A 12,128-nucleotide genomic window follows, 5' to 3' on the forward strand; every position below is an offset into this window, starting at 1 on the left:
AGGAAAGGAGAAGCGCATGGCAAAGTCCATTGTGGCAGTGACCAACTGCCCGGCTGGCATCGCCCACACCTACATGGTGGCCGAGGCCATCCAGACCAAGGGCACCGAGCTGGGCTACGAGGTCCACGTGGAGACTCAGGGCGCCAGCGGCGTTGAGAACAAGCTCACGCCCGAGCAGATCAAGGAGGCCGACTACGTCGTCTTGGCCCTCGGCCGCGGAATGAACGACGACGACCGAGTCCGCTTTGACGGCAAGAAGGTCGTGGAGGTTCCCGTCTCCGAGGCGCTGAAGCGCATCGACGATCTCATGGGCAACCTCGAGGCTGAGGCCAAGGTCTTCCACGCCTCCGCGGTCAAGCTCGGCGCCAAGCAGGAGAGCGTCACGACGGGCGTCATGAGCTACCTCATGGCTGGCGTCTCCGCCGCCCTCCCGTTTGTCATCGGCGGCGGCGTGCTCATGGCCATCGGCTCCATCATGGCGCAGTTCGGCGCACCCAACGTCGCTCCCGGCGACGGCCAGATGGCATCTCTCGCCTGGGTCCTCAACACCATCGGCGGCCTCGGCTTCACCTTCATGATTCCCATGATGGGCGCCTTCATCGCCAACGCCATCGGCGACAAGCCCGCCATCATGCCCGCCTTCATCTGCAGCTACCTGGCCAACAGCACCGACCTCCTCGGTACCCAGGTTGGTGCCGGATTCCTCGGCGCCTGCGTCATCGGACTCGCCATCGGCTACTTCGTGAAGGCCTTCAAGAAGGTGAACCTGGGCAAGAACTTCCAGTCCCTGCTCGGATTCCTGATCATCCCGGTGGTCACGCTCTTCGTCTTTGGCCTTGCCACCTACTACATCATCGGCCCTGCCATGGCCTGGCTGATGAACGCCTTCGTTGGCCTCCTGAGCTCCATCCCGAGCTCGATGAAGCTCGTCGCCGCCTTCCTCGTGGGCGCCATGCTCGCCTTCGACATGGGTGGCCCCGTCAACAAGGCCGCCTGGTTCTTCTCCTTCTCCCTGCTGGGCTCCGGCGTGTATGACTGGTACGGCATCGTCGGCGTCGTGACCATCCTCCCGCCGATGGCCGCCGCCATCGCCACCTGGATTCGCCCCCAGCTCTTCACGCAGGCCGAGCGCGACTCCGCGGTTCCCGCCCTCATCGTCGGTGCCACCGTCGCCACCGAGCCGGCCATCCCCTACGCCCTGGCCGCCCCCCTGCCCATGATCTCCGCCAACGTCATTGCCGGCGGCGTCGCGGGCGCCATCTCCATGGCCCTTGGCGTCGAGCGCATTGCCCCTGGCATTGGCATCTTCGACCCGTTCCTCGGACTCATCTCGCCCGCCGGCAGCTACTACATCGCCGTTGCCGTCGGCCTGGTTCTGAACATTGCCCTCATCATCGTCTTCAAGTCCGCTTGGATGAAGAAGCGTGAGGCTAAGAACGCCCAGTTGAGGCGCTAGATTGGTTGGCCTCGTGGGACCGTCGGCTGCGGCGGTCCCACGAGGCGTCTGTGAAAGGAGAGGGAAGGCATGCGCTACGACTTCGATCGCGTGATTGACAGGATGGGTACCTACAGCACGCAGTGGGACTACGCCGCCGACCGCTTTGGCAGGCCGGACGTCCTTCCCTTCTCCATCTCCGACACCGACTTCGCCGTTCCCGACGAGGTCATGGGCGCGCTCCGTGCCCGTATGGAACACCCCATCTTTGGGTACACGCGTTGGAATCACGCCGACTACAAGTCAGGCGTCGTCGGCTGGTTCGAGCGTGATGGGGTATCCCATGTGGACATGGACTGGGTTGTCTACAGCCCCAGCGTCATCTACTCTGCCGCCTCCATCATCCGCCTGGCGAGCGAGCCGGGGGATGCCGTGGTCACCCTGAGCCCCATGTACGATGCGTTCTATGGCCTCATCGAGGGAAACGGCCGCACGCTTCTCTCCGTGAGCCAGGCGAGCGCGATGGATGGCTACGGGCTCGACTGGGACGCCCTCGAGGCGGCACTGGCCAGGCGAGAGTCCAAGGTCATGCTGCTCACCAACCCCCACAACCCCACCGGCAAGGTCTTCAGCAGAGAAGAGCTCGAGCGCATCGTCGAGCTCTGCGACAGGCATGGGGTCTTTCTCGTGTCGGATGACATCCACCGCGATGTCATCCTGGGCGAAGTGCCCTACACGCCCGTCACCGACGTGACGACTAAGGGCGTCGCTCTTCTCTGTTCGGCCTCCAAGACGTTCAACACGCCCGGCCTCATCGGCTCGTACGCCCTCTTGCCGGAGGAGGGCCTGAGGGAGCGCTTCCTCTATGAGCTCAAGCAGAAGAACGCCCTCTCGAGCGTGAGCATCCTCGGCATGACCGCCCAGATGGAGGCGTACCGCTCGGGCTCCGAGTACGTCAGCGAGATGGTCTCCTACGTCCGGGCCAACATGGAGGCGCTCAAGGCGTTTCTCGACGAGAGTCTCCCTGAGATCAGGTTCGAGGTCCCCGAGGGAACCTACCTTGCCTGGATGGACGCGTCCGGCCTTGGCCTTGAGGCTTCCGAGCTGCAGCGAAGGCTTGTGGACGTCGGCCACGTTGGCATAATGTCTGGCGAGACGTACGGCGGCGCGGGGTACCTGCGCATGAACCTCGCCTGCCCAAGGTCAAAGGTGGAGAGGGGGATGGAGCGGATGCTTCGGGGCATTCGCCTGCAGACGTCATGCTAAGCAAGAGGCAAAGACAGCTCCTTCGGACGCTCGACGAGGGCCCTCGCTCTGGCTCCGAGCTCGCCCGGGCCCTGGGGGTCTCCCGCCGCACGGTCATTCGCGAGGTGGCCAGCGTCAGCGCGTGGCTCGAGTCCATGGGCGCGGGCAGCATAGCGAGCGATCCCAACTACCACCTCGTGGTGACGTCGGACGAGGCGCTCGCGTCGCTTCTCTCGCAGGACCTCTCGGATGAGGCTCGCGTCCTGTTGTGCGTTCTCAGGACCCCGGGCGTCGCAATCGCCCAGGTGGCCGAGGAGACCTACCTGTCCCCGAGGGCCGTCCGCGCCGCCATGGCCGAGGCCAACGACCGCCTCCAGGGAATCGCAAGCCTGGAGGCTCGCGTCGGCTACGGCATCGACGCCCGCTTCACGGGCATGGAGGCCCCTGACCTTCTCGCCGCGCTTGCCATGGACAACTCGGGCGTCTTGGCCGAGCTTGAACGCTCCTGCGGCGTCGACTCCCTGATGCGCATGGTTGGCGAGAAGAGCGACGAGTATCGGCTGCTCATGGAGCCCTACCTCTCCCAGGGGCAGCTCAGGATTCAGACCCTCGCCGCCGCATACTGCTGCGCGTGGATCGTGCCCGACTCAACGGGCGTGGCGGATGCCCGCGTCCGCGCCGTCTCGCTGTTCCAGGGGCGCAAGCAGCGTCTTCTGTACCGGCTGATCACGCATCGGGCGGCCATTCTGGCGCGAATCAACGAGGCCCTCTCCTCCCATGGCATAAGGCCAACCAGAGAGGACCTGGGTAGCCTCATCTTTGACCACGTGCTGCGCTGCGCGCTCTTTCCCACGCTCATGTCTGCGGAGATCCAGGGACAGATGCGCTCCATGCGCATGGAGCATCCGTTTGAGTTCGACTTCGGAAGCGACCTTTCCGAGAGCTTCAGGGAGTTTGACGAGCACCTGTATGTGGAGCCCGACTTTCTTTCTCTCTACGTGCTGGCGTCTCTCGAGCACTACTCCCAGCGGCCCGTCCGCGTTCTTCTGGTCTGCAGCCGTCCCTCCGTGGCGACCATCAACAAGACCCTGATCGAGCGTGGCGTCGATGGCGTAGAGATAGAGCTCGCCGATGACGAGGCCCAGGCAAAGAGGCTCCTTGAGCAGGGGACTCATGACTTGGTGGTCGGCGACTCCATCGTTGCCTCGAGGTTCAGCGCCGGGCACGACTGGGACCTCTCGTTCTCGGGAGTCCTGTCTGCGGCGGAGGTGGACCGCATACGCCAGCTTGCGCTGCGGGTTCTCTACGAGTGCGACATAGAGAACCTCCTGCCCAAGGGCAGCTACCTCGAGCTGCATGTCGGGGGGACCGACTACCTCTCCGAGCTCTCCTGCGGGCTCAAGGTCCTGGAGGAGAGGGGCGCGTTGTCCGCGGAGGAGACGGGCCTGATCCTCGACAGGGAGAACCAGGGCGAGCGGCTGCAGCTCGACGGGGTTGCCTTTCCGCACTCCATCACCCCCGTCATGTCGGCCACCTTCCGGCTCCTCGTCATCCGTCCGGACGTGCCGCTGCGCGATGGGGGTGAGTCCATCGGCCTCATTGTCATCACGCTTGCCAGCCAGCGGCTTGCGGACAAGAGCAGCATGTTCAACTACCTCTTCTCCGTCATGCACGACGCCGAGCGCTCGCACGCGCGGCTTCCGCGCAGCTACGGGGAGGTCGTCTCGTTCCTGAGGCGTGACTTTGGCTATGCCAGCCAAGCGAAAGAGGGGGAGTGAGCCCGTGGGAGAGACGTCTTCGAGGCGGCAGATCGAGGCATACGTCAACGAGGTCTGGCCCGACTACCTGCGTGACCTGGAGTGCCTAGTTGCGGTTCCGAGCGTGGTCGACGAGTCCGCCTCGGCTCCCGGCGCCCCCTGGGGGCCAAGCTGCCGCGAGGCCCTGGACGTGGCGATGGGCATAGCCGAGCGCCAGGGGCTCATCGTGGGCGACTGCGATGGCGCCCTTGCCTACGGCGACCTTCCGGGCGAGACCGACGAGCAGGTTGCCACCATTGCGCACGTCGACGTGGTCCCGGCTGGCGAGGGGTGGGACGTCGAGCCCTTTGCCGTGACCCGCCGCGATGGCGTGCTTCTTGGACGCGGCGTGCTCGACGACAAGGGGGCTGCCGTGGCCTCGCTCTATGCCGCGGGCTACCTTGCCCGTCGCGCGGCGTCGGGCCGTCCCTTCCGCCGCTCCCTCAGGTGCCTTCTCGGCGCGTCCGAGGAGGCTGGCATGATGGACGTCCGCCGCTACCTCGCTAGCCACGAGCCGCCCGGCTTCCTGTTCACGCCAGATGCCGAGTTTCCCGTCTGCTGTGGCGAGAAGGGCTGCGTCAACGCCGAGGTTAGCCATGCCGTTGACCATACGGGCGTGATCGCTTCCCTGTCTGGTGGCGTGGCGAGAAACGCCGTTCCCGCCCGCGCCGAGGCCGTTTTGAGGGTGGACGCGCAAGGGCTGCCCGCGGCCGAGGGCGTGGACGTGGCCTCTGCCGGAGCAGGCGCCTCTCGGGTCATTGCCCATGGGGTCGCAGGGCACGCAGCAGAGCCGGCGGGCGCGACTAACGCAATAGGGGTGCTTGCGAACTACCTCCTGAGGCTTGGCTGCCTGGGGCCCTCCGAGCGCGAGTTTGTCTCCCTTTGCAAGAGGGCTGTTTGCGCGTGGGACGGCTCGGGCCTCGGGATTGAGGCGAGCGATGAGCTGTTTGGCCCCCTGACCTGCGTCGGAGGAATGCTCTGGACGCGGGAGGGGAGGTTTGCGCTGACCCTGGACGTTCGTCTTCCGGCCGCGGCCGGCGTGGAGAGCGTCTGCTCCGGGCTGGAGCGGGCCGGGTCCGAGCATGGCTGCGAGGTCCTCATAACCCACACGCGGCAGACCTTCTCGACAGATCCGGGCTCTGGGGAGGTTATGGCGCTTCGCCGTGCCTACGAGGAGTTCTCGGGCCGGGAGGCAACGCCCTTCGCCATCGGCGGGGGAACGTACGCCCACCACTTCCCCAGCGCCGTTGGGTTTGGGCCGCTTGACCGCTCCGAGCCCCTGCCGGACTGGGTCGGTCCGGAGCACGGCCCCAACGAGGGCGTTTGGGAGCATCAGCTCAAGCGTGCCCTGGCAATCTACATCCGGGCCCTGGAGGGGCTTCTGGCCTAGCCGCCGCGCCGCCGGCCTAGCGGTCGGCGTTGCATTCTCGCCAGGCGAGAAGCGCCTGCGGCATTTCTGGCGAGTTTTGCCTTGAACCAAGTAGTTCAATTTTGTCGTGCTATAGTTGCCACAAGTTCAATTTCAAAGTTGAACTTCAGTCCTCAAATTGAACTACGGGAGAAGCACACGATGGCACGGGAGACTTTCCAGACAAGACTCAAGAGGGCCATGGAGAGTGCCGGCCTCAAGCAGGTCGACCTCGTGCGCATTGCCGCCGAGCGTGGGGCCAAGCTCGGAAAGAGCCAGGTCAGCCAGTATGTCTCGGGCAAGGTCACGCCCCGAAGGGACGTCATGGAGCTCCTTGCCGGCGTCCTTGGGGTCACGCCCCAGTGGCTTATGGGCGCCACGGACGCCATGCCTGACGAAGTCGCGCCCGCGGACGCCACGGCCGAGACCGCCGCGCCCCAAGCCCCGAGCACTTCTCGCCAAAAGACAACGGACCAAGGGAGCGTCACCATGCGAGAGTTCAAGAAGTCCAACAAGCTCGACAACGTCCTGTACGACGTCCGCGGCCCCGTGGTGGACGAGGCCGCCCGCATGGAGGAGGACGGTGCGCGCATCCTGAAGCTCAACATCGGCAACCCGGCGCCGTTTGGCTTCAGGGCTCCCGACGAGGTGGTCTACGACATGCGCCAGCAGCTCACGGACTGCGAGGGCTACTCGGACTCCCGCGGTCTCTTTGCCGCGCGCAAGGCCATCATGCAGTACGCCCAGCTGCGCAACATCCCCAACGTGGACATGAAGCACATCTACACCGGCAACGGCGTCTCCGAGCTCATCCAGCTCTCCATGCACGCGCTCGTCGACGACGGCGACGAGGTGCTCATCCCCAGCCCGGACTACCCGCTGTGGACCGCCTGCGTCACCCTGGCCGGCGGCCACGCCGTCCACTACGTCTGCGACGAGCAGAACGAGTGGAACCCTGACCTGGCCGACATGGAGTCCAAGGTCACCAGCCGCACCAAGGCCATCGTGGTCATCAACCCCAACAACCCCACGGGTGCCGTCTACTCCAAGGAGGTTCTGGAGGGCATCGTCGAGATCGCCCGCAAGCACCAGCTCATGATCTTTGCCGACGAGATCTACGATCGCCTGATTATGGACGGCTACCAGCACACCTCCATCGCCTCGCTCGCGCCCGACCTGCCGTGCGTGACGTTCTCCGGCCTCTCCAAGTCCCATATGATCTGCGGCTACCGCGTGGGTTGGATGGTGCTCTCGGGCAACCAGCGCTGCATGAGGGACTTCATCTACGGCGTCAACATGCTGTCCAACATGCGCCTGTGCTCCAACGTGCCCGCGCAGTCCATCGTCCAGACGGCCCTGGGCGGCTACCAGAGCGTCAACGAGTACATCCGCCCCGGCGGCCGCGTCTACGAGCAGCGCAACTACGTCTACGAGGCGCTCAACGCCATCGACGGCATTACGGCCGTCAAGCCCAAGGCGGCCTTCTACATCTTCCCCAAGATGGACGTCAAGAAGTTCAACATCACGGACGACGAGCAGTTTGCCCTTGACCTGCTGCACCAGAAGAAGATCCTCATCACCCGCGGCGGCGGCTTCAACTGGGGTGAGCCCGACCACTTCCGCATTGTCTACCTGCCGCGCATGGAGGTGCTCAGGGAGTCCATGGAGGACCTCGCGGACTTCTTCGCGCACTATCGCCAGTAGCGGGTCGCCCGGGGTCTCGCAGCCATCGGTCCACCCAGGCCGCCTCGCCGTCTGCCGGTGCGTCACGCACCTGTAACGGCGGGGCGGCTACATTTTTCCTACATGTCGGATTGCGCCCCCGCTCCGTGGCGGGCGTTTGGATTGCGGCGTTACTGTGTGCACGCACTTTGTCTACCTGCGGACTTGTTTCTGCAACGTAAACTTGTGAGCTTGTGAAGCGGCGCATGGTGCGCCGCGCTGTGAACGCCCGTGGGGCGCAGAAGGAGACGCATGTCTGAGTACACCGAGAACGAGAACGTGATGGACGAGGCCCTGGAGGCCGCTGAGGAGACGGTCGAGGAGACCGAGGAGATCGTCGAGGCCGAGGAGGCTGCCGACGAGGAGACCGAGCAGGCCGAGGAGGTCGTCGCCGAGGAGCAGGACCGCGACGCCATCCTCTTTGACAAGGCACAGCGTGCCGCCCGCCTTCTGCGCAACCGTCGCGACGCCATCTCCAAGGAGGCCGACACCAAGGCCGAGCGCATGAGCGACATGGTTCGTGCCCTCAAGCTCCTGGAGCTCAAGCCCAAGATGGAGCAGAAGGAGATGGCCGACCTGCTGGGCATGAGCCTGCGCGCCCTTGACGAGCTCATGGCCAAGGCCGAGGCCGAGGACCTGGTGGGCCGCATCGAGTCCGAGGAGGACGACAAGCGCAAGGTCGTCGTCTTCGCCGCCGAGGGCGCCGTCGAGGCTGCCGCCAACGCCAAGCCGGAGAAGGACCACTACGTCCCCAGCCTCTCTGACGAGAAGATCGACGAGATTTGCGCCATGCTCGACGAGATCATCAACCCGCTGACCGAGATGGGCCTGGACAACGACCGTCGCGACGGCCGCGGTGGCTTCGGCGGCCGCGATGACCGTCGCGGTGGCGACCGCAACGGCTTCCGCGGCGGCGACCGTGGCGGCCGTGGCGGCTTCGGCGGCCGTGGCGGCGACCGTGGTGGCCGCGGCGGCTTCGGCGGCCGCGATGACCGTCGCGGCGGCGACCGTGGCGGCCGCAGCTTTGGCGACCGTGACAGCCGTGGCGGCGACCGTGGTGGCCGCGGCGGCTTCGGCGGCCGCGATGACCGTCGCGGCGGCGACCGTGGCGGCCGCAGCTTTGGCGACCGTGGCGGCTACGGCAACCGTGGCGGCTACGGCGACCGTGGCGACCGTGGTGGCTACGGCGGCCGTGACAGCCGTGGCGGCGACCGTGGCGGTCGTGGCGGCTACGGCTCCCGTGGCGGCTACGGCAACCGCGGCGGCTACAACCGCGACTAGCCCCTCGCTCAACGCGCAGGCGCAAAGGAGCCCCCGGGTCATCTCGGGGGCTCCTTTTTTGTTGAGAAATGAGACAAAGGGACAGTCCCTTTGTCTCATTGCGTAATTGATGTACCTCAGATGGCGAGAAACGCCTCGTGGACAAGGACGCTCTCGTCCAGCTCCGGGTGAAAGGCCAGGGCAAGCTGGGAGCCCTGCCTCACGGCAACGGTGCGCCCGTCGACTTGCGCGAGAACCTCCACGCCCGGGCCCGCCTCCATGACGTAGGGTGCGCGGATGAAGGTCATGGGCACCCGCCCGATTCCTGCGACCTCGCCTTCCGTATGGAAGCTCCCCAGCTGGCGACCGTAGGCGTTGCGCTGCACGAGGACGTCAAGCGTGGACAGGCGTGGCGTGCCCTTGTCGTCGTGGGCGTCCAGGCGCTTGGCGAGGAGGATAAGTCCCGCGCAGGTGGCGAGCACGGGCATGCCCTCCTCGATGCGCCGCCTCAGCCCGTCGAGCATCCCAAGCTCCTCGAGGAGCTTTCCCTGAACCGTGGACTCCCCACCGGGAAGGACCAGGCGGTCAAAGGGTTGCTCCAGGTCGGAGGCCTGCCGAAGCTCGACGCACTTCTCGCCAAGTCGGGAGAGCATGCGCTCGTGCTCGATGAAGGCGCCCTGGACGGCCAGGACCGCGGTGGTGCCGGCCACTAGCGACCACGCTCCTCCATGATGAGCTGAATCTCGTCGGCGTTGATGCCCACCATGGCCTCGCCGAGGTTCTCGGAGAGCCTTGCTATGAGCGCGGCGTCCTCGTAGTTGGCAACGGCCTTGACGATGGCGGCCGCACGCTGGGCGGGGTTGCCGCTCTTGAAGATGCCGGAGCCCACGAAGACGCCCTCGGCGCCGAGCTGCATCATGAGCGCGGCGTCGGCCGGGGTGGCTACGCCACCGGCGGCAAAGTTGACCACGGGAAGCTTGCCGTTCTGGTGGACGTAGCGCACGAGCTCGACGGGCACGGCCAGCTCCTTGGCGGCCTCAAACAGCTCGTCCTCGCGCAGGCTCGCAACCTCGCGAATCTGGCGGCAGATCTTGCGCATGTGGCGCACGGCCTGCACCACGTCTCCGGTTCCCGGCTCGCCCTTGGTGCGGATCATCGTGGCGCCCTCGGCAACGCGGCGCAGCGCCTCGCCCAGGTCGCGGGCACCGCAGACAAAAGGCACGTCGAACTGGGTCTTGTCGATGTGGTAGACGTCGTCGGCGGGGGAGAGTACCTCGGACTCGTCGATGTAGTCGATGTCGATGGCCTGCAGCACCTGCGCCTCGGCGATGTGGCCGATGCGGCACTTGGCCATGACGGGGATGGACACAGCCTCCTGGATGCCGCGAATCATCGCCGGGTCGCTCATGCGGGAGACCCCGCCGGCGGCGCGGATGTCTGCGGGGATGCGCTCGAGGGCCATGACGGCGCAGGCTCCGGACGCCTCTGCAATGCGTGCCTGCTCGGGGGTGGTGACGTCCATGATGACGCCGCCCTTGAGCATCTGCGCGAGCTTGCGGTTGAGGCGAGCGCGCTCCTCGCGGGACGGGACGTTCTTCTCTGCCATGCGTTTCTCCTTTGCGTAGCCAATGCGTGTGCGAGCTATGCTAGGCCCAATCTGGCATGAGCAAAACATCCAGACTATGACAAAATAACCAGGTCAGAATAGGACCAATAAGCAGGATCGGATAAGGCCAGATGCTTGACTACAACCTTGCCGAGAAGGGCGAGCTGTCTCTTTACGAGTATCTCTACCGGCGCATTCGCGATGACATTGTGTCTGGCGTCCTGGAGGCTGACGATCGTCTGCCCTCCAAGCGCTCGCTGGCGCAGCATCTGGGCGTGAGCCTGGTCACCGTCGAGGGCGCCTATGCGCAGCTCGTGGCCGAGGGCTATGTGAGGGCGCGCGCGAGGAGCGGCTACTTTGTCAACGCGCTGCCGGGGCTGCCTGTTCGGACGGCCCTCGTGCAAAGGAGCGCCACGGCCTTGCCTTCGGGGGTGGTCGCGCCGGCCGAGGCCATCCCCAAGGCGTCCGAGGATTCCGGCGAGCTGGCTCGGCTCTGGTCACGGGCCCTTCGGGACGCCCTGGCAAACGAGCCGGAGTCCGAGCTCTTCTCACCTGCTCCGCCGCAGGGCCTCTGGCGGCTTCGAGCGGCCATTGCGGACTACCTGTGCCAGACGCGTGGCATGGAGGTCGACCCCTCGTGCGTTGTGGTGGGTGCGGGCGCGCAGACCCTGGACAATATGATCGTGCAGCTCCTGGGGCATGAGCTCACCTACGGGGTCGAGGATCCTGGGTATCCGCGGCTCACCCGCCTCTATCGGGCAAATGGGGTGAAGGTGGTCCACGTCGGCCTGGACGGCGAGGGCGTCCGTATGGACGAGGTGGGCGCTGCCTGTCCCGATGTCATGCACCTCATGCCGTCCCACCAGTTCCCAACGGGCCGCGTGACCAGCATCGCAAGAAGGTACGAGCTGCTGGGGTGGGCCTGCGCGGAGGCGGGGAGCCGCTGGATCATCGAGGATGACTACGACTGCGAGTTCCGCCTGGCGGGGCGCCCCGTCCCGGCGCTGGCAAGCATCGACGCCACCGGTAGCGTCATATACACCAACACATTCTCAAAGGGCCTCGGTGCCGCCCTGCGCCTGGCCTATATGGTCTTGCCCGGGCAGCTGATGGAGCGCTACGGCACCGAGCTGGGCTTCTATTCCACCACGGTGAGCTCCGTCCAGCAGGTTGCCCTGGCGCGCCTGCTCGAGTCCGGCGCCTACGAGCGTCACGTGGCCCGCATGCGCAAGCGCTACCGTGAGCTGCGCGACGAGTTTGCAGACGTGCTCGCGAAGTCTGGCCTGGCCGACCGGGTCCGCATGGAGGAGGCGGACTCCGGCCTTCACTTCGTGCTGGCGGTGGGCACGTCCCTCTCCGAGGAGGAGCTGGTGGCGCGGGTCGCCGGGCCGGGCCTTTCTCCCATGCCCCTCTCTTCGTGCGCCTGCCTGCCAAAGAACCGCACGGCCCCAGATGGCCTGGCGCGTCTTGTCGTGCAGTACGGGAGCCTTGACTCCGAGGCAATCTCCGCCTTTGGGGCCGAGTTGAGCCGCGCTTTGGCATAGGAGCGCCGGCCTCTTGGGGCCTAAATAACGTTTTGGGTTCGTGGGTCGCGCTTCTCGGCAGCGAGGGCAAATGAAAGAACCTGCAGGCTTTTGACCTGCGGGTTCTTGAAAG

General features: G+C 65.9%; 9 protein-coding genes. 7 read left to right on the plus strand and 2 right to left on the minus strand.

The window, feature by feature from the left end; genetic code table 11:
• Nucleotides 1-16: 16 nt before the first annotated feature.
• The 6 genes from DXV50_RS00820 to DXV50_RS00845 all read left to right on the plus strand — a co-directional run bounded on the left by DXV50_RS00820 (nt 17) and on the right by DXV50_RS00845 (nt 8,887).
• The gene (locus DXV50_RS00820) at nt 17-1,456 is read left to right on the plus strand and encodes a fructose-specific PTS transporter subunit EIIC (protein WP_117204347.1); all 1,440 of its coding nucleotides are present in this window, start codon (nt 17-19) and stop codon (nt 1,454-1,456) included.
• Nucleotides 1,457-1,525: 69 nt separating this feature from the next.
• Nucleotides 1,526-2,701: a MalY/PatB family protein gene (locus DXV50_RS00825; protein WP_117204348.1), complete on the plus strand. Its 1,176-nt coding sequence runs from the start codon at nt 1,526-1,528 to the stop codon at nt 2,699-2,701.
• The gene (locus DXV50_RS00830; protein ID WP_117204349.1) at nt 2,695-4,458 is read left to right on the plus strand and encodes an HTH domain-containing protein; all 1,764 of its coding nucleotides are present in this window, start codon (nt 2,695-2,697) and stop codon (nt 4,456-4,458) included. Before DXV50_RS00825 ends, DXV50_RS00830 begins: the two co-directional genes overlap by 7 nt.
• Nucleotides 4,459-4,462: 4 nt before the next feature.
• Entirely contained in the window at nt 4,463-5,866 is a 1,404-nt protein-coding gene (locus DXV50_RS00835) for a Sapep family Mn(2+)-dependent dipeptidase (RefSeq protein ID WP_157966938.1), read from the plus strand.
• A gap of 180 nt (nt 5,867-6,046) precedes the next feature.
• Nucleotides 6,047-7,588, plus strand: a complete 1,542-nt coding sequence (locus DXV50_RS00840; protein ID WP_117204351.1) for an aminotransferase class I/II-fold pyridoxal phosphate-dependent enzyme — start codon at nt 6,047-6,049, stop codon at nt 7,586-7,588.
• A gap of 270 nt (nt 7,589-7,858) precedes the next feature.
• Nucleotides 7,859-8,887, plus strand: a complete 1,029-nt coding sequence (locus DXV50_RS00845; RefSeq protein ID WP_117204352.1) for a hypothetical protein — start codon at nt 7,859-7,861, stop codon at nt 8,885-8,887.
• Between the two features lie 116 nt (nt 8,888-9,003).
• On the opposite strand, the gene pdxT is transcribed toward DXV50_RS00845, so the two are convergent.
• Nucleotides 9,004-9,576 (minus strand): pyridoxal 5'-phosphate synthase glutaminase subunit PdxT, encoded by a 573-nt coding sequence (gene pdxT / locus DXV50_RS00850; protein ID WP_232817407.1) that lies wholly within the window; start codon nt 9,574-9,576, stop codon nt 9,004-9,006.
• Nucleotides 9,576-10,472, minus strand: coding sequence for a pyridoxal 5'-phosphate synthase lyase subunit PdxS (gene pdxS, locus DXV50_RS00855; protein WP_117204353.1), 897 nt, complete (start codon nt 10,470-10,472; stop codon nt 9,576-9,578). Before pdxS ends, pdxT begins: the two co-directional genes overlap by 1 nt.
• A gap of 131 nt (nt 10,473-10,603) precedes the next feature.
• Here pdxS and pdxR point away from each other — a divergent pair, with 131 nt between their 5' ends.
• Complete coding sequence (gene pdxR, locus DXV50_RS00860; RefSeq protein WP_117204354.1) at nt 10,604-12,016, plus strand: MocR-like pyridoxine biosynthesis transcription factor PdxR; 1,413 nt, start codon at nt 10,604-10,606, stop codon at nt 12,014-12,016.
• Nucleotides 12,017-12,128 lie beyond the last annotated feature (112 nt).

The sequence above is a fragment of the Paratractidigestivibacter faecalis genome (assembly GCF_003416765.1).
GTDB lineage: Bacteria > Actinomycetota > Coriobacteriia > Coriobacteriales > Atopobiaceae > Paratractidigestivibacter > Paratractidigestivibacter faecalis.

Excerpts from the sequence above, each read along its gene's own strand:
- pdxS (WP_117204353.1), bottom strand. The coding sequence starts at position 10,472 with ATGGCAGAGAAGAACGTCCCGTCCCGCGAGGAGCGCGCTCGCCTCAAC.
- DXV50_RS00825 (WP_117204348.1), top strand. The coding sequence starts at position 1,526 with ATGCGCTACGACTTCGATCGCGTGATTGACAGGATGGGTACCTACAGC.
- DXV50_RS00845 (WP_117204352.1), top strand. The coding sequence starts at position 7,859 with ATGTCTGAGTACACCGAGAACGAGAACGTGATGGACGAGGCCCTGGAG.
- DXV50_RS00840 (WP_117204351.1), top strand. The coding sequence starts at position 6,047 with ATGGCACGGGAGACTTTCCAGACAAGACTCAAGAGGGCCATGGAGAGT.
- pdxR (WP_117204354.1), top strand. The coding sequence starts at position 10,604 with ATGCTTGACTACAACCTTGCCGAGAAGGGCGAGCTGTCTCTTTACGAG.
- DXV50_RS00820 (WP_117204347.1), top strand. The coding sequence starts at position 17 with ATGGCAAAGTCCATTGTGGCAGTGACCAACTGCCCGGCTGGCATCGCC.
- DXV50_RS00830 (WP_117204349.1), top strand. The coding sequence starts at position 2,695 with ATGCTAAGCAAGAGGCAAAGACAGCTCCTTCGGACGCTCGACGAGGGC.